This is a genomic window from Hyphomonas polymorpha PS728 (assembly GCF_000685315.1).
GTDB classification, from domain to species: Bacteria; Pseudomonadota; Alphaproteobacteria; order Caulobacterales; family Hyphomonadaceae; genus Hyphomonas; species Hyphomonas polymorpha.
The window spans coordinates 101205-127468 of record NZ_ARYM01000013.1; the positions used below are offsets into that span (position 1 = coordinate 101205).

General features: G+C 64.3%; 26 protein-coding genes. 10 read left to right on the forward strand and 16 right to left on the reverse strand.

The window, feature by feature from the left end:
* Positions 1-126 precede the first annotated feature (126 nt).
* The gene (locus tag HPO_RS19795; RefSeq protein WP_051612570.1) at positions 127-1413 is read right to left on the reverse strand and encodes a macro domain-containing protein; all 1287 of its coding nucleotides are present in this window, start codon (positions 1411-1413) and stop codon (positions 127-129) included.
* Between the two features lie 252 nt (positions 1414-1665).
* Positions 1666-2592, reverse strand: coding sequence for a peptidylprolyl isomerase (locus tag HPO_RS12260; protein WP_051612571.1), 927 nt, complete (start codon positions 2590-2592; stop codon positions 1666-1668).
* 116 nt (positions 2593-2708) lie between these two features.
* Between HPO_RS12260 and HPO_RS12265 the strand changes: the two genes are divergently transcribed.
* The gene (locus HPO_RS12265) at positions 2709-3203 is read left to right on the forward strand and encodes a GFA family protein (protein ID WP_084324301.1); all 495 of its coding nucleotides are present in this window, start codon (positions 2709-2711) and stop codon (positions 3201-3203) included.
* Here the strand turns inward: HPO_RS12265 and HPO_RS12270 are convergent.
* Genes HPO_RS12270 through HPO_RS12285 form a run of 4 tightly spaced genes read right to left on the reverse strand, consistent with a single transcriptional unit; the run spans position 3178 to position 4838 of the window.
* Positions 3178-3642 carry an SRPBCC domain-containing protein gene (locus HPO_RS12270; RefSeq protein WP_035599144.1) on the reverse strand — a complete coding sequence of 155 codons (465 nt, stop codon included), beginning with the start codon at positions 3640-3642 and terminating at the stop codon, positions 3178-3180. The genes HPO_RS12265 and HPO_RS12270 overlap by 26 nt on opposite strands.
* A complete protein-coding gene (locus HPO_RS12275; protein ID WP_035599147.1) occupies positions 3639-3986 on the reverse strand; it encodes an ArsR/SmtB family transcription factor in 348 nt (115 codons plus the stop codon). The genes HPO_RS12270 and HPO_RS12275 overlap by 4 nt, the downstream gene beginning before the upstream one ends.
* Positions 3983-4357, reverse strand: coding sequence for a cupin domain-containing protein (locus HPO_RS12280; protein ID WP_051612573.1), 375 nt, complete (start codon positions 4355-4357; stop codon positions 3983-3985). The genes HPO_RS12275 and HPO_RS12280 overlap by 4 nt, the downstream gene beginning before the upstream one ends.
* A 4-nt stretch (positions 4358-4361) precedes the next feature.
* The gene (locus HPO_RS12285; RefSeq protein WP_035599149.1) at positions 4362-4838 is read right to left on the reverse strand and encodes a VOC family protein; all 477 of its coding nucleotides are present in this window, start codon (positions 4836-4838) and stop codon (positions 4362-4364) included.
* Between the two features lie 277 nt (positions 4839-5115).
* On the opposite strand from HPO_RS12285, the gene HPO_RS12290 reads away from it, so the two are divergent.
* The gene (locus HPO_RS12290; RefSeq protein ID WP_035599151.1) at positions 5116-8016 is read left to right on the forward strand and encodes a PKD domain-containing protein; all 2901 of its coding nucleotides are present in this window, start codon (positions 5116-5118) and stop codon (positions 8014-8016) included.
* 96 nt (positions 8017-8112) lie between these two features.
* Here the strand turns inward: HPO_RS12290 and HPO_RS12295 are convergent, their stop codons facing one another.
* Together HPO_RS12295 and HPO_RS12300 are read right to left on the reverse strand one after the other, a co-directional pair.
* Positions 8113-8403 (reverse strand): TM2 domain-containing protein, encoded by a 291-nt coding sequence (locus tag HPO_RS12295; protein ID WP_035599252.1) that lies wholly within the window; start codon positions 8401-8403, stop codon positions 8113-8115.
* 164 nt (positions 8404-8567) lie between these two features.
* Positions 8568-8933, reverse strand: coding sequence for a PRC-barrel domain-containing protein (locus HPO_RS12300; protein ID WP_035599153.1), 366 nt, complete (start codon positions 8931-8933; stop codon positions 8568-8570).
* 262 nt (positions 8934-9195) lie between these two features.
* On the opposite strand from HPO_RS12300, the gene HPO_RS12305 reads away from it, so the two are divergent.
* On the forward strand, positions 9196-10089 hold the full coding sequence (locus HPO_RS12305; protein WP_157532807.1) for a hypothetical protein: 894 nt from the start codon (positions 9196-9198) through the stop codon (positions 10087-10089).
* A 10-nt stretch (positions 10090-10099) separates the two neighbouring features.
* Positions 10100-11002, forward strand: a complete 903-nt coding sequence (locus HPO_RS12310) for a 50S ribosomal protein L11 methyltransferase (RefSeq protein ID WP_035599159.1) — start codon at positions 10100-10102, stop codon at positions 11000-11002.
* A gap of 184 nt (positions 11003-11186) precedes the next feature.
* On the opposite strand, the gene HPO_RS12315 is transcribed toward HPO_RS12310, so the two are convergent.
* A complete protein-coding gene (locus HPO_RS12315) occupies positions 11187-11381 on the reverse strand; it encodes a hypothetical protein (RefSeq protein ID WP_035599162.1) in 195 nt (64 codons plus the stop codon).
* Between the two features lie 164 nt (positions 11382-11545).
* Between HPO_RS12315 and HPO_RS12320 the strand changes: the two genes are divergently transcribed.
* The 3 genes from HPO_RS12320 to HPO_RS19805 all read left to right on the forward strand — a co-directional run bounded on the left by HPO_RS12320 (position 11546) and on the right by HPO_RS19805 (position 15008).
* Entirely contained in the window at positions 11546-13357 is a 1812-nt protein-coding gene (locus tag HPO_RS12320; RefSeq protein WP_035599164.1) for an aminopeptidase P family protein, read from the forward strand.
* Positions 13358-13514: 157 nt separating this feature from the next.
* Positions 13515-14405: a DUF6624 domain-containing protein gene (locus tag HPO_RS19800; protein ID WP_051612575.1), complete on the forward strand. Its 891-nt coding sequence runs from the start codon at positions 13515-13517 to the stop codon at positions 14403-14405.
* Between the two features lie 132 nt (positions 14406-14537).
* A complete protein-coding gene (locus HPO_RS19805) occupies positions 14538-15008 on the forward strand; it encodes a hypothetical protein (RefSeq protein ID WP_051612576.1) in 471 nt (156 codons plus the stop codon).
* 3 nt (positions 15009-15011) lie between these two features.
* On the opposite strand, the gene HPO_RS19810 is transcribed toward HPO_RS19805, so the two are convergent.
* From HPO_RS19810 to HPO_RS12355, 4 genes are all read right to left on the reverse strand, one after another.
* Positions 15012-15617: a TetR/AcrR family transcriptional regulator gene (locus tag HPO_RS19810; RefSeq protein WP_051612577.1), complete on the reverse strand. Its 606-nt coding sequence runs from the start codon at positions 15615-15617 to the stop codon at positions 15012-15014.
* Positions 15618-15619: 2 nt separating this feature from the next.
* Positions 15620-16063 carry a methyltransferase family protein gene (locus HPO_RS12345; RefSeq protein WP_035599170.1) on the reverse strand — a complete coding sequence of 148 codons (444 nt, stop codon included), beginning with the start codon at positions 16061-16063 and terminating at the stop codon, positions 15620-15622.
* A 186-nt stretch (positions 16064-16249) separates the two neighbouring features.
* Positions 16250-17374: an alpha-L-fucosidase gene (locus tag HPO_RS12350; protein WP_051612578.1), complete on the reverse strand. Its 1125-nt coding sequence runs from the start codon at positions 17372-17374 to the stop codon at positions 16250-16252.
* Positions 17375-17393: 19 nt separating this feature from the next.
* A complete protein-coding gene (locus HPO_RS12355) occupies positions 17394-18101 on the reverse strand; it encodes a DUF2459 domain-containing protein (RefSeq protein ID WP_035599173.1) in 708 nt (235 codons plus the stop codon).
* 142 nt (positions 18102-18243) lie between these two features.
* Between HPO_RS12355 and HPO_RS12360 the strand changes: the two genes are divergently transcribed.
* Together HPO_RS12360 and ligA are read left to right on the forward strand one after the other, a co-directional pair.
* Positions 18244-19929 (forward strand): DNA repair protein RecN, encoded by a 1686-nt coding sequence (locus tag HPO_RS12360; protein ID WP_035599175.1) that lies wholly within the window; start codon positions 18244-18246, stop codon positions 19927-19929.
* Entirely contained in the window at positions 19926-22031 is a 2106-nt protein-coding gene (gene ligA, locus HPO_RS12365) for an NAD-dependent DNA ligase LigA (RefSeq protein WP_035599178.1), read from the forward strand. The genes HPO_RS12360 and ligA overlap by 4 nt, the downstream gene beginning before the upstream one ends.
* A 20-nt stretch (positions 22032-22051) precedes the next feature.
* Here ligA and HPO_RS12370 read toward each other — a convergent pair whose 3' ends face one another.
* A complete protein-coding gene (locus HPO_RS12370; RefSeq protein ID WP_035599181.1) occupies positions 22052-22885 on the reverse strand; it encodes an outer membrane protein assembly factor BamD in 834 nt (277 codons plus the stop codon).
* A 224-nt stretch (positions 22886-23109) separates the two neighbouring features.
* Between HPO_RS12370 and HPO_RS12375 the strand changes: the two genes are divergently transcribed.
* Positions 23110-23544 carry a helix-turn-helix domain-containing protein gene (locus HPO_RS12375; RefSeq protein ID WP_051612579.1) on the forward strand — a complete coding sequence of 145 codons (435 nt, stop codon included), beginning with the start codon at positions 23110-23112 and terminating at the stop codon, positions 23542-23544.
* 27 nt (positions 23545-23571) lie between these two features.
* Here the strand turns inward: HPO_RS12375 and lpxC are convergent, their stop codons facing one another.
* A complete protein-coding gene (gene lpxC / locus HPO_RS12380) occupies positions 23572-24483 on the reverse strand; it encodes a UDP-3-O-acyl-N-acetylglucosamine deacetylase (RefSeq protein ID WP_035599265.1) in 912 nt (303 codons plus the stop codon).
* A gap of 289 nt (positions 24484-24772) precedes the next feature.
* Positions 24773-26251, reverse strand: a complete 1479-nt coding sequence (gene ftsZ / locus HPO_RS12385; RefSeq protein ID WP_035599184.1) for a cell division protein FtsZ — start codon at positions 26249-26251, stop codon at positions 24773-24775.
* Between the last annotated feature and the right edge of the window lie 13 nt (positions 26252-26264).

Here is a 26264-nt window from a genome sequence, read left to right on the forward strand (position 1 = left end):
GGCCGGCGAATCCGGCCGGTTCGGACACTCAACACACCACATATAGTGCTTAAAATGGGTTAATACCGCAAGATGTGCATGTGCCGCACCCCAGCGAATCCCACAAAAAAGCCCCTCCCTGCCTGCCTAGCGCGCGCCCCTCGGCACGGCAACCGCGCGCAGGCCCATCCGGTAGAGCGCGGCCTGGGCGAGGTCGAGGTCGGCCTGGGTATGGCAGAGGAAGGCCACCCGCTCGATGCGGGAGTCCGGCCAGTTCAGGAGGTATTGCTGGGCGGTCTGGATCAGGCCCTGGGCGCGTTCATGCGGGCTTTCCCCGCTGCTGCGCGTGCCGAAGAGGGGGATGAGCACCGATTTCAGCGCCCGTTTCGGGCTGACCCCAAAGCGGCGGTTTTCCGCGTCCACGGCGGCCAGCGCGTTGCTGACGCATTTGCGATAGGCCCCGATCAGCCGGTAGCCGCGCCCCGGCTCGCCCTGATAGGCGGCGGTGTGCACCAGCAGGCGCACCTTGTTGGACCGGCTGAGCATGCCTGCTTCCGTGATCAGCGCGGTGGCCGGCTCCACCCCGGTGCGCAGCTGGTGGCCGCCGGCGCGCTGGGCCAGGAGGCGGGCGATCATGTCGTCGCGCACAAAGCCATGCCGGTCGCGCCGGCTGCCGAGATAGCGGATGGCGGCCGAGATGGTGGTTTCGTGGAACCGGCCAAACTCCATCCGGGTGTTCTCGGGGTTCACCCACACATCCATGTCGTCAATGTCGGCAATGTCGCCGGTGACGAGTTCGATCAGCTTCGAGGGTTTTGGCCCCTGTGGGCCAACGCGGTAGGAGATGTAGCGCCGCTCAGGAATGATGCGGCCGGGCAGGGAGACGTCCATCCCCGGCATCAGCGTGTGGACGAGGCTGTCCGTGCTCGGATTGTCGAGGCTGTTCCTCACATGCGTGCGCAAGAGGATGCGGCAATCCTCGATCACCTGCTGGCGCGAGATGCCCCCGCGCGCGTCCAGATCATAATCCAGCGCCCGCATGCCCGATATGGCAAGGGGCACGGCGCTTTTCGCATGGCGCAGGATGACGGTGCCCGCCCGGCGCGCGGTCTGGCGGATGCCGAGCTCGAAAAACACGTCTGGCGAGCCGAGGGTGACATCGGCAATCACAACGTCGGCTTCCAGCAGGTTTTCGATCATCTCCTTATGGATGAGGCCGGAGCGGCTCACCCGGTCGGCGCGGAGGATGTCGAGGTTGAGATGCTCGATCACGGGGCGGATAAGCTCTTCATACACCGCGTCGAAATCCGGTCCGGATGCGGCTTCCTCGCTGGCCGGATAGGGCAGGATGACGAAGCAGCGCCGCCCGGTCTGGGTCTTGCCTTCGGTCTCGGCGGGGCGGCCCTCGCCCTGCGACTTTCCCTCGAACGCCATGCTCACACGCCCTGCCTCTCGAAGCCATTCCGGCACCCCGCCGCAAGGCGCAAAGCCCACCCGCCCGGACCGGCAGCCCGGGGCACCCGAACCAAAACGAAACTATGGCCCGGCAAGGCTGGCAAGACAGGAGAGCTCCGCCGCTTCGCCCGACAGGAGAGGCCGCGTGCTAGTGCTCTGTTTCCGGATGGATTCGCGGGAGATTATAAATGCGTAAGGTTCGCCGGAGGCCGGGCAGTGCCCATCCGTGCGTCACTCCCCCGCCCGGCGGGCGGGCACGGGGAGGGAGCAGATGTCCAGCACCTTGGGCGGGGTGTAGGCGAGGGCGGCGATGCCGGTGTAATCCCGCTTGGAGGTTTTCAGGGCTTCCCATTCGGCGGAGGGCGTCATCATGACGTCATAGGCCGGGCGGCTGTCCACGGGGATATCGGCGGCCATACGGGCCGATATGATCTGGTTATCCGCCAGTTTGGAGCGGCGATACTGGCTGATCTGATGGGCGAGTTCCTCGTCTTCCCCCATCATCGCGTTCATTTCTTCTTCCGTGGCCGGATCAACGCGGGGCAGGCGGTGGATGAATTCCATCCCGTCAATCACCCGGCCGAAGATGGTGTAGTTCCGGTCCAGATAGCGGCGCGGCTGAAGGGGGATGTAGAGCTCGGTGGAGCCACTTTCGGGGTTGGTATCGCGCGCCATGCCGAGGGCGCCGGGGCAGTTGAGAAGCCATTCCCTGTCCCCCTCCCGGCCAACGGCAAAGCCTTGTCTGTGGCCAACTTCTTCTGCGTAAAGGTCTACGTTCCCCTGCGGGGCAAAGCCTTCGGCGGCGACTGCGCGTTCCGCCTCGAAGGGCAGGGTGGGCCAGGCGGCGATGGCCATGTCGAATTCGCGGCCGGCCTGAGCCACATGGCCTTCGACCACGCGGTAGAAATATTCCCCGTCATAGAAGCCCTCGCGCACGGCTTCCCTTATCTGGGCGGCATGGGCGGGGGCCGCGTCCGGGAAAAGCTCGATCGCGACCGTGCCGGTTTCCAGCGTGACGATGATCAGATTTTCCGGGTCAACCGCGCGCCAGCCGGGGTCAGCTTCGGTCAGTTCCGGGACAGTTTCGGACAGGACCGGACTGGATGTGACGCAGGCGGCACAGAAAAGGGCGGCGGAGGCAAGAAGAGCGCGTTTCATGCGCGCAACTGTCTGCCACCCCCGCGCGCCCGTCAATTGCCGGCGGAGCCAGGCCGGAAACGAGCCATGCAAAAGCGGGGCTTGTTCGGGCGGTGTGGGCGGCGCAAGATTTGAATATGAAACGGATGGATGTGTTGCGCCCGCCTTTGCCCTCCCTGCCGCTGGAGGGGGGATGCCATTGCGGCCGGGCGCGTTACCGGGTGCGCGCGCGGCCGATGGCGGTGAATGCCTGCCATTGCGGGGATTGCCAGCGCCTCGCCGGGGCGCCGTTTGGGGTTTACCTGCATGTGGCGAAAGCCGGGTTTGAGGTGACCTCTGGCCAGCTTGACCTTTTCCGGCGCACCGGGGGCAGCGGCAATCAGATCTCCATCTATCGCTGCCGTCATTGCGGGACGCGCCTGTGGCACGGGCCGGATGTGGCGCCGGACCTGATCATCCTTTGCGCCGGAACGCTGGACGCTGCCGGTTGGGCGATCCCGACCTCGCACATCTTCGTCGAGGAGGCGTGGCCCGATGCGGTGGCCGCCACGGATGCGCTGGTGGTGGAGGCGTTCACCACGACGCGCGCGGCGCTGTGGGATCACTTCACGGCGATCTACGGGCCCGGCTGAGCGCGGCGAGCTGGGCGCGCCAGTATTCGGCAAGCCGCATCTGGGTGGCGGCGAGGGGAAAGCCGTGGCGGGCGACGTGTTCCTGAGGGATCGTGTCCCAGCCGCGATGCTCCACCGTGACGCGGGTTTCTTCGCCGACCGCCTCGAAGTGGACGTCAACATGGGTGATCTGGTCTGGCGTGAAGGTCGCCTGGCGCCAGGAGAAGGCGAGGCGCTGGCCTCGCTGCCAGGCGGTGACGCGGCCAATCTCGAACACCTTGCCATTGGGGAGGGTGGTGATGAGGCGGACTTCTTCCTCAAAGCTCAGCGTGCCATCCCCGCGCGGGGTAAGCTGGAAGAGGCCGGAGGGCTGCCACCAGGCGGCAATCTCTGCGGTGAAGATGTCAAAGGCCTCTTCCGGGGTGGCGGCGACGCGGAGGGAGACGATCACCGCGCTCACGGCTTTTTCCGCGCCTTTGCCTTGCCCTCGACATGCGCCTTGAAGGCGGCGAGCTGGCCGGTCCAGAGGGCTTCGGTTTCGGCCAGCCAGAGTTTCAGATCCGCCATGGCGCCCTCCTTCAGGGAATAGATCCGTACACGGGCATCAAATTCCGGATGGCTTTCCTGCGCCAGGCCTGCCTGTTTGAGAAGGCGCAGATGCCGGCTCATCGCCGGAGCGGCCAGGCCAAGCGCGCTGGCAAGCTCACCCGCGCTGCGGGGGCGCTCTCCCAGCAGCTCCACCGCGCGGCGGCGGTCTGGATCGGCCAGAGCGGCGAAGACGGTATCGAGGCGGGCGCTGTTCATGCCGGGCGATGATCCGTGCCCGGCCCATAGGTGAGGCCCAGCAGGCGGCCCGGCGTGCGCACCAGAGCGCGGTGCCAGACGCCGGCGGGCACGACCAGCGTGGTGCCGGCGCGCATTTCGGCGACGGTCTGGCGGTTGCCATCATCCATCAGCATCTCGATATGGCCTTCGAGCAGGACGAGCACTTCCTCTCCCTCCGGGTGCCGCTCCCAGCTGACCCAATCTGCCGTCATCGGGTAGACGGCCAGCATCGAGCGGGTGGCGGCGGGGGAGGCGTCAATCGTCTGCCAGAAGGTGTCGGTGACGGGCATGGGGATGACTTCGCCCTTGCCATCGATGGCGAGATAGGTGGTTTCCAGATCAAAACGCATCGGATCAATCCAGCCGGGTGCGGGTGTGGAGGCTGCCGCCGGCGGCCTTGTCCCATTCGGTGGGGCTCATCTTTTTGACGGTGACGCCGAAGGTCCAGATGTGGCCTTCAGGGTCGCGGGCGCGGTAGGTGCGGTCTCCGTAGAACTGATCATCCGGCATCTGAAGGATTTCGGCGCCGGACTTTTGCGCGCGGGCGCAATGGGCATCAATGTCTTCGCCGGGCGCAAGCTGTATGTGGACGGACTGGGTATTAACGCCGGAAAGGCTTTTCGGGCTGCGATGGTTTTCAGACCATTCGCCGCCGACCATGATGAGGCCATTGCCGAAGGCCATCTCCGAATGGGCGATGCGCTCATTCTCATCCAGGATCACCATCACCGGCTCAAAGCCGAAGGCTTCCTCCAGCCAGCGGAAGGCGGCGTTGGGGTCCACATAGGTGACGGCGCTGGAGACGCCCTTGCCGCGAGAGAAATCTGACATCTGCGTTTCCTTCCGTTTCTTGATAATATTTCTACAAAAGTGAAACATCTAGTCAAGGCCCGCGCTTCTCGTTCAAAGCATTCCGGGTCTGGATCAAGGGGGGCGCCCGGCGCGGGCCGGGCTATTTTGGGGTGAAGGGGTAGGGCTGTTCGCGCCGGTGGGGAATAATTAATTATTTCAATCTGGACAGGGTATTGGCGCAATATTTTCACAAATTTGGGATTGCGGCGTCCGCAACTATTGAGGAGGATGGTCCAATCTAAACGAGGGGCTTTCTGTGCGGGTTGGTATTGCGGCAGCGGTTGCTGCGCTCGGTTTTCTGTTGGCTGCATGCGGGGGAGGTGGCGGAGGCGGCGGCACCGGTGGCGCGCCCGGCGGCGGCGGCGGAAACGGGGGAGGCGTCACCCCGCCACCCGCCAACCGCCCGCCTGTGGCGTCTGCGGGGCCGGACTTCACCGCCGCCATTGTGCCAACCGGCTATCAGATCGACGGCAGCGCCAGCACCGATCCCGACGGCAATCCGCTTTCCTATGTCTGGTCCATCGTGTCCGAGCCGGCCGGGGCCGATGCCACGATCACCGGGGAGAGCGTGCCGCTCGCGCGCCTCAATGCGATGGCGCCGGGCAGCTATGTGATCGGCCTGCGCGTGGTTGATCCGGCGGGCGCCGAGAATACCGACACCGTGACGGTGACCCTGACCAATGATGCGCCAGTGGCGGTGGCGGAGGTGTCAGCCACACGTCCGGCGGTGGCGGACGAGGTGCTGCTGAATGCGGGCGGCTCCAGCGATGCGAATGGCCATCCGCTTACATTCACGTGGCGGCTGACGCGGGCGCCGAACGCGTCAAACCTGCGCCAGAGTTTCACGGGCGCAGTCGTATCCCTGAACTTTGACGTGGCGGGGGACTATGCCTTCTCGCTGGAGGCGAGTGACGGATACACCTCCACGGTGGTGGAAACCGAGACGGTGCGCGTGTCAACTTACGCGGTCCAGACGCTCAATGCGCCGTTCCGGCATATTGCCGAGCAGCCCGGCGGCGGCGTGATCGTGAGCGTGCATGAGCGCGCCCTCTTGGTGATCCGGGATGGGCGGGAGGCGGCGGTGACGACGCTTCCGGCGGTGGGTACGTCTGTTGCCATATCGCCCAACGGGGCCCTGGCAGCTGTCGCGCACGAAACATCGGTGAGCGTCATCGATCTTTCCACCTACACCGTGATGGCGACCCACGATGCGGGCGGCAGTATGCATTCCGTGGCAATTGCCGATGACGGATATATTTATACAACACGGAGCAGCGGCGGTTCCTGGCGCAATGTGATGACCATAAGCCCGGCTGGTGTCGCATCGGTATCCTATGTCAGCATATTCGAGGGGTCAGGCCCGCAGATGCACCCGTCTGGAGGCCGTATCTATTTTGCCGACCGGAATGTTTCTCCAGCTGATATAAGACGTATAAGTTTCGATGCGGGGCAAATCCTCGGGCAAAACGATTCCCCTTACCACGGTGATTACTACTTTTGTGGCGACGCCTGGGTTGCCGCAGATGGAAATTCGCTGCTCAGCAAATGCGGGGTGACCCTGCGCCTCCGGGATAATCCGCTTGCGGACATGACCTTTGCATATCAGCTCACCCGGCAGGGTGGGGCGAGCCTGAGCGTGGCGCAGGCGGCCTACAGCCGTTTCGTCCATCGTTGGTTTGTCGTGCCCGAGAATGGAGGCAGCAGCCTCAGCCCGCAGATCCTGATATTTGATGCAGCGACCGGCCAGCAGTCGGGTGTCCTGACGCTGCCGGAGTCCGACAGCGGGCGGCAATTGTATGCCAAGGCGGTTTATCCGAGCCAGACCCGCGATGAGGTCCACATTCTGGCGCAGGACCATCTGACCAATCCGCAGGAATACTATCTTCTCAGATTCAAGACGCCTTCGACCGAAGTGCTGGATTTCCCGCCGACGCTGATCGTCCAGACACAGACGGCGGGCCGGGCAGGGCGGCCTGTGCGCATTGATGCGGGGGCGAGTTTTGATCCCGAGGGCAATCCGCTGACCTTCAGCTGGAGCCTGACGAGCCAGCCGGCGATGAGTTCGCTAGTGTTGACGGACATGACAGGACCGGCGCTGCAGTTCACCCCTGTGGTGGCCGGGCGCTATGTGATGTCGGTCACCGCCAGCGATGGGGCGCGCGAGAGTGGGCCGCGCACCGTAACCATTGATGTGGCCGCTGGCGGCGCGCCGATGGTCTACCGGATGGATGGGCATCCGGCGGATGCGGAATTCTCCAAGGCGCTGAATTTGTTCGTATACATAGCCGATGACAAGGCGGAGCTGCGCCTGCTGCAGCTTGACGATCTGTCCGAGACGCGCCTCGCACTTCCGAGAGTTGCGCACAGGATCGGCATTTCGCCGGATGGGGGGACGGCCGCCATCTCGCATCCGGGAATGGCGAGCCTGGTCGATCTGCAGACAGGCAGGGTGGTGCAATCGGTGGAGTATTCGGCAGACTGGGGCGACATCGTACTCGATCGGAGGGGAAGGGCCCATCTCATCCCCAACCGGGATCAGTGGACCAGCTTGATATCGATAGACTTCGCCACAGGAACGGCCCAGGCGGGCGGAATGGCGCGCGCGGGGTCGAAGATGCGCCTGCATCCGAATGGGGACTGGGCATATTCGGCGACGGTCGATACGTCACCGTCGCGCATGGACAAGTGGCTGCTCACCGGCATGCCCGGCAGCCCCACCGGTGGATTTCCGTATCACGGACATTATGCCGTGCACGGAAATGTCTGGATCAGTGAGGATGGCGATGCCATCCTGGCAGCCAGCGGAAATGTATTCAACACATCGGCCGATCAGAGCGTTGACATGTTCTATCGGGACAGCCTTCAGGACGCTCTGTTCGTTTATGGCGCGGACCATTCGACCGAGCGGAACATTTGGGCGACCGCCGAGCAGGCATTGGCGCCGGATGGCCGGGTTATCGGCCGTATCAACTACTACGCCGATACGACGTTCGAGCGGACGGGCTACTGGGATATTCCTTCGGTTTCCGGGCCATCCGGGCCGGTGACGAGCCAGCCGATCCACGTGTTCTTCACCGGAGACGGTCAGACCACCCTGGCGGTTGCCGATGCATATACCCTTGCTGACCGGTGGATGCTTCACATCTCTGGCCCCTGAGGGCGCCGCTGAAATGGAAAAGGCCCCGAAGCGGGAAGCTCCGGGGCCTTGGGGCGCGACTGTGGGAGGAGGGCAGCCGCTGGGGTATTGCCCTTGTCAGGCGTAGCGGCTGCGGCGGATGGACCAGGCCGCGTCGGAGCGGGCGGCATCCATCTTCTGCTCGATGATCGCCGGGATGAGGAAGAGATCCAGCACCCACCAGACAAAACCGATGAGGAAGAAATAGCTGACGATCTGCAGGACCGCCGTGACCGGCTTGCCGAGATAGAAGCGGTGCGCCGAGATCCAGCCCAGGAAGAACCAGAGCAGATAGGCGGCGCCGGCGCTCTTCTTCTCATTGGCGGCGCGCTGCTCGATCAGGATCATGTCTTCGGTGGTGAAGGCCATTTTCGGCTCCTCTGCTGTCTTATCGATTATCATATAGGAACTGGCGGGAGCGTTTCCAGAACTTTTTATCGAAAAACGGCAATTTTTTGAATTGGGGGCCCGGAGCAAAAGGAAAGGCGGTGGCCGGGGCCACCGCCTTCTATCCAGGCTCTACTGGCAGGGGATCAGAGCCAGTAGGGCTGGACCTTGTAGTAGTTGTAGGCCGCGTCGCGGGCGGCGTAGCCGTCATTCTTGGTCAGCTGTTCGATGGAATCGGCCGGGGCCGCTTCCAGCTGCTCTTTGGTGAAAGGCACGACATAGCCATCCTTGTCCTTGTTGTAGTCGAGCGTCGACCACGGAACGGGATGGTACTTCTCGCCCATGCCCAGGAAGCCGCCAAAGCCGACAACAGCATACAGGATGGAGTTATCGAGCTTGTCGAGCATCACGTCTTCCACCTTGCCGATCTTGTCGCCGGCAGTGTTGTAGACGGAGGTGCCGATCGTGCGGCTGGCGGGGATAGCGCTGGTATGTCCGGATGGGGTCGGCATAAAGGTCGTCTCCTTTTTTTTCGGGGTTGCTGTACGGGACCAACGCCGCGAGCCCGCATAGGTTGTGTTAAACTTTGTTAGGATGGGGGCGGGGTTTTCTCAAGAAATCGGTTGGTCGAGAAAATTCTGCTCTTATAGATTGATTTGAGTTGATTTTGCGGATGGAGGGCAAATGGGGTGGCGAGGAACAATGCGCTCAATTGGAGCAGCTGTTCGAGCGGCCGAGCGAGATGCGCAGCGTCGTCATCGGGCTGCTGTCAAAATGCAAGCGCTTGTCGAGAGGGATCAGCGTCTTCAACTTTCCGCTCAAGCCGTTGATGCTTGGGAAGAGTATGTAGCATCGCTCATTTCGGTTCACGTTGATTTGGCTGATGCAATCGATTGGGCGGCCATCGCAGTGAGTCAGCCGCCGCCGATGCCGGTTATGGATCGTACGCGGACTAATATGGCGGAGGCGGAGCTGTCACGTTTTCGTCCGTCTTTCGGTCATCTTTTTCAAGGTGGCGCAGGGAAAGTAAGATTGAAACTTGAACAGAAACTACTTGAGGCGAAGACTGCTGACGAGGCCGATTTTCAGGTGGCCCAAGAAGGTTATCCGCTGGTGTTGCGGGAGTGGGAGAGCGAAGCGGCCTTTGCCAACCGCGTTTTGGCCGGAGACGAGCAGGCTTGGATTGAAGTTATAAAGGAACACAACGAATTCACTCAGAATGATCTGATTGGGTCAGGGGTTTCGTATAAATTTTCTGATGGCAGGTTACACGCGATTGTTGCGGTGCATGACGATAGCATTGTGCCTGCATTCGAGCGCAGATTGCTGGCCAGTGGGAAGCATTCTGAGAAAAAGATGACCGTTGGCCGCTTCAATGAGATGTATCAGGACTACGTGGCCAGTGTAGCGTTGAAAGTTGCAGGCGATACGTTTCATATACTTCCCGCAAACGAAGTTTGGGTCACCTGCGTATCGCAAATGCTTAATAGCGCAACCGGCCACAAGACGGCGACGCCGATCCTGTCGGTTCAGTTTGTAAGACCGACATTTATAAATTTGAACCTTAGAACAATCGACCCTTCAGACGCGCTCCGGAACTTCCGCACTGCTATGGATTTCAAAAAGACCAAGGGCTTTGGAGCAATCGAGCCGTTTTTGCCTGTGTAGCTGAGATTTTATGCCCGCTTCCCAAGGCGGGGGCGGCCTGCTAAGCGCCGCGTCCATGTACCAGATCACGGCAAGAGGCCCGCGGGGGCCAGTGGAAACGGCATGGGAGGCGCTCGCCTGGGCGGACCCTTCGCCCGCAGGCGCGGTTGATGCCAAGGAAGATGCGCGCGGCGCCTGGCGGATCGACGCCTTCTGCGAAACGCTGGAAGAGGCCGAAGAATGCGTCGCCCTCATCGAGGAAGCCGCGCCGGAGCTGACCGCGCGGATCGAGGAGATTGTCGAGCGGGACTGGGTGACGCTGTCGCTGGAAGGGCTGCCGCCGGTCAATGCCGGGCCGTTCGTGGTGGCGGGCAGCCATGCGCTGACCCAATCCTCGCCGGGAAAAATCTCTGTACTGATCGAAGCAGGCCCAGCCTTTGGCACGGGCCATCATGGCACCACGCTGGGCTGCCTCCTGGCACTGGCGGAGGCGCGGCGCTATCGCAAGCCGGGGCGCGTGCTGGACCTGGGCACGGGATCAGGCGTGCTGGCGATTGCGGCGCTGAAAGTGGGCGCGGAGATGGCCTCTGGCACTGACATTGACCGGGACTCGGTGTTCGTGGCGCGCGAGAACGCCAAGAAGAACCATGTGAGCCGCTTCTTCGTGCATCATGTGGCAGGCGCCAACAATCCGGCGATCCGGCAGGCGGGGCCTTATGATACGGTGTTTGCCAACATCCTGATGAAGCCGCTCATTGGCCTTGCCGGAGAGATCGAGCAGCTTTCGGCGCCGGGCGCGACGATCATCCTCTCCGGACTGCTCCACCATCAGGCCGCGCCGGTGCGCGCCGCCTATGAGGGGCACAACCTTCTCTTCCAGAAACGCATCAAGCGCGACGGCTGGTCAACGCTGGTGTTCCGGAAGAAGGGGTGAAGGGCTCGGGCCCTTCGGATTTTCAGAATTAAAGAGAGGCCCCCTTAGCCCTCCGGCCCATCCCTGGGGGAGGGATGGGCGGGGAGGGGATCGCGCCGGCGCGTGGGGGAGGACGCATGGCCGGGCGATCGTCAGCTGCCGCCCCCGATGGGAGGGTGCGGGGCGGCAGGAGAATAAGGACGGATCAGGACGCGCGGGCGGCGCGGCGATCCCAGCGTTGCTGGCGGCGGGCCAGGATGTTGAGGCGGACGAGGGCGTCGCGGGCGCTTTCATGCGCGGCGGGCGCAGCAGCAGTTGCAGCCTGGGTGTCCATTGCCGGGCGCAGGACGCTCTCGATCACCATATCGGCCGATTGCGAGAGGTTAATTTCGGTTTTCATGTTAATGCCTTGTTAATTCTTGTTTTGCTGCGGCGCAGCAATGTCTGTGTGCGGCCTATATAGGGTGCGAGCTAAACAAAACAGTATGGAAAGTGACATTTTTCCATGTTTATTTGCATAGCTTGCTTGCTTTCCGGCGCGACGACTTGGCGCTATGAAAGGGCATGAGACAGACATTCGACATCAAGGGCGGGCCGCAGGACGGCCGGGCCCATCTTCCGCTGCTTCGCCGTGAACTGGCGCGCCAGGGCCTCGACGGCTTCTACGTGCCCCATGACGATGAATATCAGAACGAATACCTGCCGGACGCAAATGAGCGCCTCGCCTGGATGAGCGGGTTCACCGGCTCGTTCGGCTCGGCCTTCGTGTTTGCGGGCGAGGCGGTGCTGTTTGCCGATGGGCGCTACACGCTGCAGGCTGGCGACCAGACAGACCCGGCGCTGTTTGAGGTGGTGGGGATTCCCGACCCCGGCGCGTTCGGCTGGCTGGCGCAGCAGAGCCTTGCGGGCAAGAAGGTGGGGTATGACCCGCGCCTGATGAGCCCGAATGATGTGGCCGCGCTGGCGGCAGCGGCGGCGAAAGCCGGGGCGGAGCTGGTGGCGGTTAGCGAGAACCCGATCGATGCGGCGTGGACGGACCGTCCGCCCCAGCCGATGGCGAAGGTGGTGCCCCAGGCGGTAAAACATGCGGGCGTGGCGCATACCGATAAGCTGGAAGCGGTTGGCGCGCAGCTGGCCCGCGACGGGGCGGACGCGGCGGTGCTGACCTCGCCGGCCTCGCTCGCCTGGGCGTTCAATATTCGCGGCGGGGACGTGAGTTGTACGCCGCTGCCGCTGGGGCGGGCGATCCTGCATGCCGATGGCTCGGCGGACCTCTTCATCGACGAGGAGAAGACCGACGCCGCGCTGCGCCGGCATCTGGGCAACAAGGTAACGCTCCGCCCTCTGAGCAAGCTGGACGAGGGGCTTAAAGGCCTTTCGGGCAAGACCGTCAGCCTGGACCCGGATGTGGCCTCGGCCTGGTTCTTCGACGCGCTGAAGGACGCGGGCGCCAATATCCTGCGTCAGCGCGACCCGGTGGCCTTGCCGCGGGCGTGCAAGAACGCGGCGGAGATCAAGGGCACGACGGCGGCGCATGCGCGCGATGGTATTGCCCTGACGAAGTTCCTCCACTGGCTGGACACCGAAGCGCAGAGCGGGGAAGTGACCGAGATTGACGCGGTGGTGAAGCTGGAAGCGTTCCGCGAGGAGCTGGGCAATCTCAATGATCTTTCCTTCCCGTCGATTTCGGGGGCGGGGCCGAATGGCGCGCTGCCGCATTACCGGGTTTCCACGGCCTCTGACCGCAAGCTGGCGCGCGGATCGCTGTTCCTGATCGATTCGGGCGGGCAGTATCTGGACGGCACGACGGATGTGACGCGCACCGTGCCGATCGGGACGCCTACGGAGGAAATGCGCGCAAATTATACCCGCGTGCTGAAAGGGCATATTGCGCTGGCCACCGTGCGCTTTCCGCCGGGCACGACGGGCACGCATCTGGACGTGCTGGCGCGCCATGCGCTGTGGCAGGCAGGGCTGGATTATCAGCATGGCACGGGCCACGGCGTGGGGGTTTACCTCGGCGTGCATGAGGGGCCCCACCGGATTGCCAAGCCGTGGAACCCTGTGCCGCTGATGCCGGGGATGATCGTTTCCAACGAGCCGGGCTTCTACAAAGCCGGGGAATACGGCATCCGCATCGAGAACCTGCAATATGTGACGCCTGCGGAGGATATTCCGGGCGGGGAAATTGCGATGCTCGGCTTTGAATGCCTGACCTTTGCGCCGCTCGCCCGTGATCTGATCGATGTGAAGATGCTGACGAAGGAAGAGCGCAAATATGTGAACGACTATCACAAGCGCGTTCTGAAACTGCTCGGACGCAAGCTCGACGGCGAGGTGAAAGACTGGCTGAAGAAGGCGTGCGCGAAGATCTGATTTCGCGATCACAGAAAGTCACGAGCGCCCCGGCCCGAAAGGCTGGGGCGTTTTGTTTCAGGATAATCATTATTCATCGTTAAGGTAGCAATTATTTCCTTGTCTTGGGGATATGCCCGGCTAGACTGTTTTCTCTGGAGATCAGGAGGGCTGAGGGATGCGGTATTATCTGATGGGTCTGGTGATGGCGGCGCTCGGCGGGTTTGCGGCGCCCTCCTTTGCGGGGGAGCCTGCCGCGCCGCCGGAAGAGGCCGCGCCCGAGGCGGCCGAAGAGGAAAAAAAGCCCAAAGCGAACTTGGATCTCAGCGACTGGCTGGCGACGCCGCCGGCGCCTCATCCGCAGGCTGATGAAGTGCTGGCGGCATGGACCGCCGAGCGCGATGCCATCCTTGCAGGAGAGAAGGCGCCCTTCCTCGACTGGCATCAGAAGATGAGAGACTACCAACAGACTTCCGACGAAAGCGATGACCCGTTTGTGAAGGAGGTCTACCGGCGCGTGGCGCTGGATCAGTATGGGCGCATGGATGGACCGATGACCCCGGAGGCGCCGGTTGCGCTGGCCGCGCGCCTGGGGTTTGAGCTGGACGAGGAAGGCGGGGCAGCCTTCGGGGACCGGATAATGCGCGCGCTTGTCCGCACCGATCTCGACAATACGGCGTTTCTGCAGCGCGAACTCGAGGCGCGCGGCGGACGCTGGTGGACGGTGGAGGAGGTGGGCGCCGATACGGCCAGCAATATCTGGCTGCTGACACAGCATGCCGACCAGACCCCCGCCTTCCAGCAGATGGCGCTGGAGAAGATGGCGCCCCTGCTTGAGACCGGGAACGTGAACCGGAACAATTACGCCTATCTGTGGGACCGTGTGGCAGTGGCGCAGGAGCGGCCGCAACGCTTTGGCACGCAGGGCAGATGTATGGGGCCGGGCGACTGGGTGGCGTTTGAAATCGAAGCGCCGGCAGAAGAGGTGAATGCGCGGCGGGCGGCCTTCGACATCCAGGTGACCTTTGAAGAGAACAAGGCGCGCATCGACGCCATGTGTCCGCAATAGCGCGGCAGGGCGGGGGCGCAGGCGCTGCCTGAAAATCAGGCAGCGCGGGGTTTCCGGTTGCCGAATATCGCGGCGGTGCTTGGCGGCGGCGGGCGGCGATCTAATCCTTGATCCTGCTTGAGGGAGGCAGACTTGGATATTCAGGAAATACTGAGCCCGGTGACGTCGCTGTTGCCGGCGGCGTGGGATGAGACGGCGCGGATGCTGGTGGTGGGGCTGGCGGGGGCGGTGATCCTGGTCTTGGCGCTGGCGGTGATTGCGCGGCTGGCCGGCGGGCGCGGAGCGAAGGCGCCCTTGACCGTGGCAGGCGCCGCGCCGGTGGCCCTGTCTGACGGCCCGGCCCTGGTGATGCTGGCGCAGGCCGCGTCCGGCCCGGCCCGGGGGCCTGATCTTGACCCGGACGAATGGGTGCCGGGCAATGTGATCCATCTTGACCGGTACAAGGCCGTGGGTCTTATCCGGTGTGACCGGGTGAAAAGCCCGGTACAGTTCAGGCTGGCGCCGGGGCGGGTGTATGTGCGGGTGGGCCAGAAGGTGCGCTTCAAGGGCCGGCACGGCGCGCGGCGCCGCCCGGTGGCGGATGTTGTGGAGCGGGCGGGGTAGGGCTTAGCTAGCCCGGCCGATGTCCAGCAGGGTCAGCGCGAAGGCGGCGAGGCGTTCGGCGCGCTCGTCGGTCAACTCGGCGCGATAGTGCTGAATGAGGTTTGGATCGCGGATGAGGACCGTGGCGTCCAGCACGGTCTGGGCACGCTGCGCGGCCTGCGAGGCAGGCTGGCCTGTGCTTGCAAGGTGAGCGGCGACAAGGGCCGTGATCTTCCGGTTGCGTTCCTCCGTATACGTAGAAACGGTCCAGGCGTTGGCGGCAGCAAGTTCCATATACGCGGCGAAGAGGCCGGGGTCAGCCTCCAGCCTTGCCCGCTTGATCTGAAATGTCGCCAGGATGATCTCGCGAAGTTTCTCGCGCGGCGGCGCGTAGCGGGCGATGATCTCATCCGTCATGGCTTCCACCTCGGCAAACCAGCGCTTGCCGAGCGCGGCCATGAGCGAGGCTTTTGACGGGAAATAGCGGTAGGCGTTTGACTGGGACATACCGCAGGCCGCTGCGATGTCCGTTACTGTAACTTTCCCGGCGCCGTAATAGGACAGGAGACTCTCGGCGGTTGAGAGCAGCTGTTCGCGGATGGAGGTTTCGTCGGGCTTGGGGCGTGCCATCGTCAGATCCAGCGGCGGACGCGGCGGCAGTAGGCGGTATAGGCCTCGCCGAAGATCGCTGCGGCAGCGCGCTCTTCATACGGAATATAATGCAGCGCGGCAACGAGGAAGAAGATGACCGCCGGAATCAGCGCCCAGGCATTGTTGAGGCCAATGGCGGCGCCAAGCAGCGCAAGGGTGAAGCCCAGATACATCGGATTACGGCTGACCGCGAAGAGGCCGGTGGTGACTAGCGTGCCGGGAGCTTCGAAAGTGTTGATGTTGGTGCGGGCAAGCCGGAACTGGCGGGCGGCGAGAAAGGTGAGCCCGAACCCTAAGGCAAACAATAGCCAACCGGTGAGCGGCCAGGGGGCGGGAAGGGGGCGGATGACAAGACCCGCAGCGGTGGCAGCGCCCATAGCAGCCAGGCAGATCAACCAGAGGGCGGGGGGTAGCAATCGGCGCATCGGGGCTGGCTCCAAGTTTAAATTAATAAATCATAGAAAAAAACTTTTATCAATTAAAAAGAAGAGTCCCCATCCCTCCAGGCTGCAGGACTTGGATGCAGATAGGTCGTGTCCAAACAGAAGCCCCTCCGGAGATGCCACCGGAGGGGACAGGCAGGCCCTTGGCCGGCCAGGTGCGGACTTGTGCTAGCCCTTCAGATACTGGCCCAACGCGCGCAGCGGTGTCTTCTGCAGATCGGGGATCGTGCCGTCGGCGAGGGGGCCGATATTGATCAGCAGGTTGCCGCGCTTTGAGGTGACGTCCTTGTAGAGGGCGATCACCTCGTCGCTGGTCATGTAGTCTTCCGGGATTTCGGCGGAGTTGTAGCCAAAGCCGAGCCCAAGGCCGCGGCAGGCTTCCCATTTGTGTTCCTTGGGCACGACGCCTAGGCCGAATTCGACGCAACGATAGTCCGCATACGGGGCAGGGGTTTCCTCCTGCGAGCCGCCTGCAGAGCGTTCCTTCATCATGTCGTTGAAGCCCTTGCGGACCTCGTCATTGCGCAGGGAGTTGAAGAAGTCGTGCGCGCCCAGCCAGCGGTCATTGGTGACGCCGTCGGGCACGGCCTTGTAATAATAGTCAAGCAGGACGGGCACATCCTCGCCATTGGGCCAGCAGATGTCGTTCCAGAAGATCGAGGGCTTGTAGCGGTCGATCAGCTCCTTGGCCTGGGCGAGGGCGTAGTCGCGGTAGTCCTGCTCGGTGGGGACGGCGGCGAACATGTCGCCGAGATTGGCAATCGGTGTGTCTCGGAAGGTCCAGTCGAGGCCGCCGGAATAATAAAGGCCGAAGCGCAGGCTGCGGGCGCGGACGGCATCGGCGAGTTCGCCGACAAAGTCGCGCTCCGTGTGCCAGCCGGGGCGGTGGGGATTTTCCACTTCCGTCGGCCAGAGGCAGAGGCCGTCATGATGCTTGGTGACGAAGACGCAGTGGGTGGCGCCGCATTCGACAAAGAAATCGGCCCATTCATTGGCATCGAATTTCTGGGAGAGAGCGTCGAATTCGGGGAAGAAGTCCTGATAGGGCTTGTCGCCGTAAAGCTCGAGATGGCGTTTGCGCGTTTCGCTGCCTTCGACGCGGACGGCATTGTCATACCATTCCGAATAGGGGGTCATCACCGCGCTCATGTAATAGTCGTCGCCGTGAAGCTCGTGGATGGCGCGGCCGCGCGGGGCCCAGGCGGGGATCGTGAACATGCCCCAGTGAATGAAGATGCCGAGCTGGGGCTTGGCGAACCATTCCGGACAGGGGCGGCCATTTGGACCAATCATTCTAACTCCTCCCATTAATCTAGTTGTATAGAGTTACCTCCTCGGTATCTGTCTCCAGGCGGCCTTGCAAGGGTGACGTAACGTTCCATGCGAAGGGGGCGAAGAAGGCGCGGGGCAGGCCGGCCTTGCCGAGGGCGGCTGCCGTCCATTGGTTGCAGGTGTTGAACATGCTGTAGCGGCCCCGGGCGCGGACCAGGATTTCGCCGGGCACCGGCGTCGGGATCATCCGCAGCTCGCCGGCGCTGTCCCGCTCGAACGTCTCGCGGATATGCGCGATCAGCGCGGCGCGGCCTTTATTGTCGACGGCGATGGGATTGCAGAATTCGTCCACCGATCCGCCATCGACGGGCACGATCCGCACGGCGGTGTCGTTGAGGCCGGCCAGTGCGCTGAGGACACGGCCGGGGGTCATGTCCTCGGGCTGCAGCACGCGGGTGAAGAAGACCGAGTCGCCCCAGCCGAAGAGGATGTAGGTGTCCGGCGGCAGCCAGGCGGGCAGCTCGTCTTTCAGTTCGGCGGCCCAGTCGAACAGGGGATCGTTCAGGGGGAGGGCGATGTCGGTGTGGAAGGGCGCTTCGCAGAGATAGGTGACCGGGGCGCCCGGCTCGTCGGCCTGGGCACGCCCGCCGAGCGGCAGCTTTCCCGACAGCCAGGCGGCGCCCAGATACCAGAAGCAGAGGATGAGGAGCGCAATGGCTGCGAGCCCCGCGCCCTTGAAGCCTGCCATGATCTGCGCGCGCCTTATCTGCACCCCGCCTCCTGATGCGCCCCGCAGCGCCCGACACGCCAAGGATGGGGCGAAGTGGCCTCTGCACGCAAGCCCATGATTCTGGTTGTTCTCATTTTGTTCTCGTGGTATCAGCGCCTTCATGCTGCTCTCAGTCTCTATCCGTGATTTCGTGCTTATTTCCCGGCTCGATCTTTCGCCGGGGGAAGGCTTCACCGCTCTGACCGGGGAAACCGGCGCGGGCAAATCCATCATTCTGGACGCCATTGCGCTGGCCCTGGGCGGGCCGGCCGACCGGGGCGTGATCCGCGCGGGCGCCGCGCAGGCAAGCGTTGCGGCCGAATTTGACGTGGCGCGGGACCATCCGGTCTGGACGCTGCTGGCCGGGCAGGGCGTGGGCGCCGAAGCGGGCGAGACGCTGACGCTGAAACGTGTGGTGCGCGCGCAGGGGCCGGCGCGTGGCTTTATCAATGACCAGCCGGTGAGCGCGTCGCTGCTGGCCGAGGCGGGCGACCTGCTGGTGGAGATCCACGGGCAACACGCTGCGTCCAGCCTGATGCGGCCGTCCTCCCATCGCCGCCTGCTGGACCAGTTTGCGGGCAATGAGGCGCTTCTGGCCGAATGCGCGGCTGCCTGGCAGGCGCTGGACGCGGCGCGGGCCGAGCGGGCGCGGCTGAAGGCGGAGCAGGACGCGGCGCGGGAAGCGCGCGAATGGCTGGTGGCTTCGGTGGAAGAGCTGGAGCGCCTGGCCCCGCAGAAGGGCGAGGCCGAGCGGCTGAGCGAAGAGCGCATGCGGCTGATGCAGGCCGAGCGCATTCAGGAAGCGGTCGCCGAGGCCGAAGAGGCGCTCGCCAAAGGCGGGTCTGAAACGGCGCTCGGCAAGGCGGCGCGGGCGGCTGAGCGGATCTGCCGGCTGCCGGGTTTTGAAAGCGGGGAGGGCCAGCTGGCCGAAACCGCGCGGGCCGCCGCCGAGGCGATCGAGCGGGCACTGATCGAGGTGCGCGAGGCGGAGCTGGCGGTGGCGCGGCTGGCGGCGTTGCCCGAAGCGTCGGGCGATCTCGACGCGGTGGAGGCGCGTCTCTTTGCGCTGCGCGCGGCGGCGCGGAAATATGGCGGGGAGGCAGAGCTGCTGCCGGGCCGGCTGGAGGCGCTGCGCGGGCGGCTCGATCTGGTGGAGGCGGGGGATGCTGGCCTGAAGAAGGCCGAGGCGGCGGAGAGCGCCGCGCGGGCCCGCTGGCATGGCGCGGCCCACCGGCTGACCCAGGCGCGCAAGGGCGCGGCCGGGCGGCTGGAAGCGGCGATTGCGGCGGAGCTGAAACCGCTGAAGCTGGGCCGGGCGACGATCCGGGTGGCGCTGACGCCGCTGGCCGAGGCAGAGGCGGGCGCGGCGGGGGCCGAGCGGGTGGAGTTCGAGGCGGAAACCAATCCGGGCGCGGGCTTTGGCGCCCTGCGCAAGGTGGCCTCGGGCGGGGAGCTGGCGCGGGTATCGCTGGCGCTGAAATGCGCGCTCGCCGAAGCGGGCAGCGCGGGCACGCTGATCTTTGACGAAGCCGATCAGGGCGTGGGCGGGGCGGTGGCTGCCGCCATTGGCGAGCGGTTCGAGCATCTGGCGCGGACACGGCAGGTATTTGCCGTAACCCACAGCCCGCAGGTGGCCGCCGCAGCGGACAATCACTGGCTCATTGAAAAGCTTCCGGAGGCTGGCGAGACACAGCTCAGCTTGCTAGACGCGTGCGGACGGCGGGAAGAGATTGCCCGCATGCTGTCGGGCGCGGAAATCACCGATGAGGCGCGCGCGGCAGCAGGGAGGTTGATGGAGGATGCATGAGCGCGGAGAAACCGGTCGAGGCGCTGACGCCGGCAGAAGCGGCGGCAGAGCTGGAGCGCCTCGCCAGGGCGATTGCGGACGCAGATGCAGCCTATTACCAGAATGACGCGCCGGAGCTGACCGACGCCGAGTATGACGCCCTGCGCCAGCGCAACCTTGCCATCGAGGCGCGCTTTCCGGAACTGAAGCGCGAGGATTCCCCCAGCGAACGGGTGGGCGCCGAAGCCGGGGACGGCTTTGCCAAGGCCCGCCACAGCGCGCCGATGCTGTCGCTCGACAATGCGTTCACGGATGAAGATGTGGCTGACTTTGCCGCCCGCATCCGCCGCTTTCTGGGGCTGCCGGCCGAAGAGGTGGTGGCCTTTACCGCCGAGCCGAAGATTGATGGCCTCTCCCTCAGCCTCACCTATGAGAAGGGCAAGCTCAAGCGCGCGGCAACGCGCGGGGATGGTCAGACGGGCGAGGACGTGACCCAGAATGCCCGTACCCTGAAGGATATTCCGGCAAAGCTGAAAGGCGCAGGCTGGCCGGAGAGCATCGAGATTCGCGGCGAGGTGTATATGGCCAAGTCCGACTTTGCCGCGCTGAATGCGCGCGAGGCGGCCGCCGGGCGCAAGACCTTTTCCAATCCGCGCAATGCCGCTGCCGGCAGCCTGCGGCAGCTGGATGTGGAGATCACCAAATCCCGGCCCCTGCGCTTTTTTGCCTATGCCTGGGCGGCGGCGAGCGAGCCCTTTGCGGAGACGCAGCTGGACGCGGTCCGGGCCTTTGCCGATTGGGGCTTTGTCACCAATCCGCGCATGATCCGTATCGAGACGGTGGAGGAGATTCTCTCCTATTATACCGAAATCGAGGCGGAGCGCGCGGGCCTTGAGTATGACATTGACGGGGTGGTCTACAAGGTGGACCGGCTGGACTGGCAGCAGCGGCTCGGCTTTGTCAGCCGCGCGCCGCGCTGGGCGATTGCGCACAAGTTTCCCGCTGAGAAGGCGGTCACCACGCTGCTGGGTATCGATATTCAGGTGGGGCGGACGGGATCGCTGACGCCGGTGGCGCGGCTGGAGCCAGTGACCGTGGGGGGCGTGGTGGTCTCCAATGCCACGCTGCACAATGAGGATGAGATTGCCCGCCTTGGCGTGAAGCCCGGCGACCGGGTGGAGGTGCAGCGGGCGGGCGATGTGATCCCGCAGGTGCTGCGCGTGGTGGAAGCCGGGAAGGGGCCGGTCTGGACGATGCCGGACACCTGCCCGGTCTGCGGCTCGGCGGCGGTGCGCGAGATTGATGACGCCGGCCGCGAGGATGTGCGCCGGCGCTGCACGGGCGGGCTGATCTGCCCGGCCCAGGCGGTGGAACGGCTGAAACATTTCGTCTCGCGCAAGGCGCTGGATATTGACGGTCTGGGCGAGAAGCAGGTGGCGCTGTTCTTCGAGAAGGGTGTGCTGAAGGCGCCGCAGGACATATTCCGCCTGAAGACGAATATCGAAGCGGCTGGCCTGCCGCCGCTGGAGGAATGGGAAGGCTTTGGCGCGGCCTCTGCGAAAAAGCTTTACAACGCGATCGATGCGCGCCGGAAGGTGACATTCGCGCGGTTTCTCAATGGCCTCGGCATCCGCTATGTGGGGCAGACGACCTCTTCCCAGTTTGCGCGCAGTTTCCTCAGCTGGCAGAGCTTCTGGGCGGCAGTGAAGGCAGCCGAAGAGGGCGGGGTGGGCAGCGAGGCCTACAACGACCTGATCGGCATTGATGGCATCGGCCAGGCGGCGGCCCGCGCGCTGATGGCGTTCGAGGGCGAGCCGCATAACCGGGAAATGCTCGCGGCGCTGCTTCAGGAGGTCGAGGTGGAGGACGAAGTGCCTGCCGCAACCGACAGCCCGGTGGCAGGGAAAACCGTGGTGTTCACCGGAACGCTGGAAAAGATGACGCGGGATGAGGCCAAGGCGCGGGCGAGCGCGCTGGGCGCAAAGGTGGCCGGGTCGGTATCGGCCAAGACGGACATTGTCGTCGCCGGGCCCGGGGCAGGCTCAAAGCTGGCCAAGGCCGAGCAGCTTGGCCTCACGGTGATGACGGAAGATGACTGGCTGGCCCTGATCGGCGAGGCCTGATGGGCCAAGCGGCCCGGTGGTTAGTTGCCGCCGGGGATCAGGCGCTGAAGGAAGCTGCGGCGGGTGGTGTCGTCCACGGCGTCTGGGTTCAGCCCTTCATTGGTCAGCAGCTGGTAGCTCATCCTGTACCAGTCGCTGCCCGGATAGTTGTGGCCGAGCGTGGCGCCGGCGGCGAGCGCCTGATCGCGCAGGCCGAGGGTGAGATAGGCTTCCACCAGGCGGTGAAGCGCTTCTTCGGAGTGAGACGTGGTCTGATACTCTGTCACCACGCGGCGGAAGCGGTTGACGGCGGCCAGCGTCTGATTGGAGCGCAGATACCAGCGGCCGATGGTCATTTCCTTGCCGGCGAGCTGGTCGTTGACCATGTCGAGCTTAACGCGGGCGTCGCGGGCATACTCGCTTTCGGGATAGCGGCGGATGACCTCGAGAAAGGCGTTACGGGCGCTTTCGGTGGTCGCCTGGTCGCGGCCGACATCGGTGATCTGGTCGAAATAGTTCAGCGCGATCAGATAATAGGCGTATTCAGCCTCCGAGCCGCCGGGGTGGAGCGAGAGATAACGCTGCGCGCCGGAGATGGAGGTGGTGTAATCGCGGGCGCGATAGGACGCGTAGGCCGACATCACCATCGCGCGGCGGGCCCATTCCGAATAGGGGTGCTGGCGCTCGACCTCCTCGAAGAACAGCTTGGCGCGGGTGTAATCGCGCCGGTCCAGCCGGTCGGTCCCCTGATTGTAGAGCTGCTCCACCGGGCGCTCGACATAGGCCAGCTCGGGATTGCGGCGGCTCGACGCGCAGGCCGTCACCATCAGGGCGCTGGCAAGAATCACGAGGGGAAGGGGCGTCAGTTTCGACATGCGGTGCGGCCTCGCGCTCTCAGAACTTTTCGTCCGCTTGATTAGCGCGGATTGTGTGGGGTTTCCAAGGCCGTTTGTCATCTGAGTACGCGGGTTGGGGAGGCCCAGCCCTTGCCGGAAGGGTGTTGCGGACTAGCTCGCCACGTATAAGGGTTCTTCTTTACGCGCCGGAACCCGATTTTCGGGTGGGTCATCCGCTAGCTTTGGCGCAGTCAGGTACCTCCATGAGACCGATCAAACTGAGCGATGCAAACCAGGTGGACCGTCAGGTGGGCGAGCGAATGCGCCGGCGGCGAATACTACTTGGGCTGACGCAGGACCAGGTGGCCGACGCGCTGGGCATTTCGTATCAGCAGATCCAGAAATACGAGACCGGCGCCAACCGGGTCAGCGCCGGGCGGCTGGCCCAGATTGCCGAAGTGCTGGAAGTTCTGCCGGGCTGGTTCTTTGGAATGGCCGAGGCGGCAGATGAACCCGGCAACTCTTCCCGCGCGGTGATCGAGCTGGTGCGCAATTTTTCCCGGATCGAGGACGACCGCGTGCGCAGCCATCTGATGGCGCTGATGCGGGCTTTGTCCGGCGGGGGGGAGGTTGACGGCGACAGTGAGGCTGCGCCGGCCCGGCAAGCCGCCAATGGCGGGATCAGCGGCCAGGCCTGAGGCGCGGGCGCCAGATCAGAGGCAGGCTCAGACGGCGGCGCGTACGTCTTCGGCCGCTTCAGCGCGCGAACCGGCTTCTTCCCAGCACCAGGCCGTCGGGTTGGCGAGCAGGGCGCGCACCAGCTTGTTATTGATGCCATGGCCGGGCTGGACAGCCTCATAGGCACCGGCAATGGGGGCGCCGGCGAGCATCAGATCGCCCACGGCATCGAGCATCTTGTGGCGGATGAACTCATCCTCCACGCGCAGGCCTTCCGGGTTCATGATGCCGTTATCGTCGATCACCACGGCGTTTTCGAGCGAGCCGCCGCGGGCAAGGCCCATGGCGCGGAGCATGTCGACATCGCGGGCGAAGCCGAAGGTACGGGCGAAGGCGAGATCGCGGGCGAAACTGCCGGGCAGGAGGCGCAGGGCCATCTGCTGCACGCCGATGGTCTGGTCGGTGTATTCGATGCGGGCGCGCATGGTGAGGCTGTCATCGGCGACCGGGGAGAGGGAGGCGCGCTTGGGGCCATCGACCACTTCGACGCGCTCCAGCACGCGGATGCGGCGGCGTAGGGCGCCCTGGGCCTTGAGGCCGGCCAGCATCATCAGCTCGTAGAAGACCGAGGAGGAGCCGTCCATGATAGGCACTTCCTGGGCGTCGATCTCGACGATGAGATTGTCGATGCCGAGACCGGCGATGGCGGCCAGCAGGTGTTCGACGACGGCGACGGAAACGCCGTGTTCATTGCTGATCGTGGTGCCGAGCTGGGTATCGGTGACGGTTTCGGCATGGGCGGGGACAGTGCCGGTGCCCTTGGGAACATCGGTACGGACGAAGACGATCCCGGTGCCGGCCGGGGCAGGTTTCAGAGTCAGCCGGGCCCGCACGCCGCTGTGCACGCCGACACCGGCGCAGCTGACGGCCTTTGCGAGGGTGTGTTGCATATCAACCATTGAACCAACAACCTGACTGGCGGCTGCACCTGTCGCAGCCTTCGAAATCCATTTGGCAAGGGTGGGGGCAAGCATCAAAACACGGGATATTGCGTGTTGTTACAAAATGGGGCGTGGGTTGGTTCTAATGTGCTGAAAATAAAGGGACATTTATGTTACAAAAACTGTCTCCAAAGGGACACACCGGGACAGTTTCAGACAGATCCGGGACAAATCCGGACAGTTTCGGACAAATACGGACACGCCCGGACGAGGTCCGGGCGCGCGCTGGCCAAATTGGAGACGGAGATCAGTTGTTGGCCGACCGGCGCAGGAAGGCCGGGATTTCGAGATCGGCATCGTCGAACGGTGCCGGTTTGGGATGGTCGTCCGGCGAGGTGACGATCTGGCTGGGAACAGCCGGAACATCGGACGTGTCGTTCTGGCCCTGGGGCGTGGGGCGGCGCCAGCCGAAGAGGTTGGCAAAGCCGGCCGAAGGCGCTTCGCGGGCCGGCTTGTCGGCGGCGGGCGCATCCTTGCGGCTGGAGAAGACCGACGGCATCGGCGTAGTGGGTTCCTCTTCCTCATCGGCGGTGTCGTCGATGATCACGGCGCGCGCGGCCGGCTGAGGGCGGGTGATGACGACGGGGCGGTCATCGTCTTCCGGGGCGCTGGCGGGGGTGTCTTCTGTGGTGGCAGCTTCAGCGACCGTTTCGAGCATCTCTTCGACGTCCGGCTCAGCCATCAGGGGCTCCGGCTCGGGCGGGACAGGGGCGTCTTCGACGGGGGCGGCGATGGGCTGGCGCACGCTGGCGGTGGCCGGCTGGGCGGCGGGCAGGCGCCGGGCAGCTTCATCAAGGCCGGCGGCGACCACGGAGACGCGAATGGTGCCTTCAAGCTCGGTATCGAAGGCCGAGCCGATGATGATGTTGGCTTCGGGGTCTGCCTCACGGCGGATCTCGTTGGCGGCCTCGTCCAGTTCGAACAGGGTCATGTCATAGCCGCCGGTGATGTTGATCAGCACGCCCTTGGCGCCGCGGATCGTGACATCGTCGAGGAGGGGATTGTCGATGGCGCGGCGGGCGGCTTCCAGCGCGCGGCCTTCGCCGCTGGCTTCGCCCATGCCCATCAGCGCGGTGCCCATACCGGTCATGATGGCGCCGACGTCTGCAAAATCGAGGTTGATGAGGCCGGGCATGACGATGAGATCGGTGATGCCGCGCACGCCGTTATAGAGCACGTCATCGGCCATGCGGAAGGCGTCCGCGAAGGTGGTGCGGTCATTGGCGACGCGGAAGAGGTTCTGGTTGGGCACCACGATCATCGTGTCGACATGGCTGCGGATGCGGGCGAGGCCGTCTTCGGCCAGCTTCATCCGGTGGCTGCCTTCAAAACCGAAGGGCTTTGTGACGACGGCGATGGTGAGGATGCCGAGTTCCTGGGCGGCGCGCGCTATAACCGGGGCGGCGCCGGTGCCGGTGCCCCCGCCCATGCCGGCGGCGATGAACACCATATGGGCGCCTTCCAGATGGAGGCGGATTTCCTCAAGCGATTCTTCAGCTGCGCGGGCGCCGATTTCGGGACGCGCCCCGGCGCCGAGACCGCCGGTGGTTTCCAGGCCAAGCTGCAGCTTCATTTCGGCGCGCGAGCGGGCCAGCGCCTGCGCATCGGTATTGGCGACGACGAACTCCACGCCCTGAAGGTTGGCTTCGATCATGTTGTTGACAGCGTTGCCGCCGGCACCGCCCACGCCAAAGACAACGATTTTGGGTCTGAGTTCCTGGGTCATCGCGTACCTACTC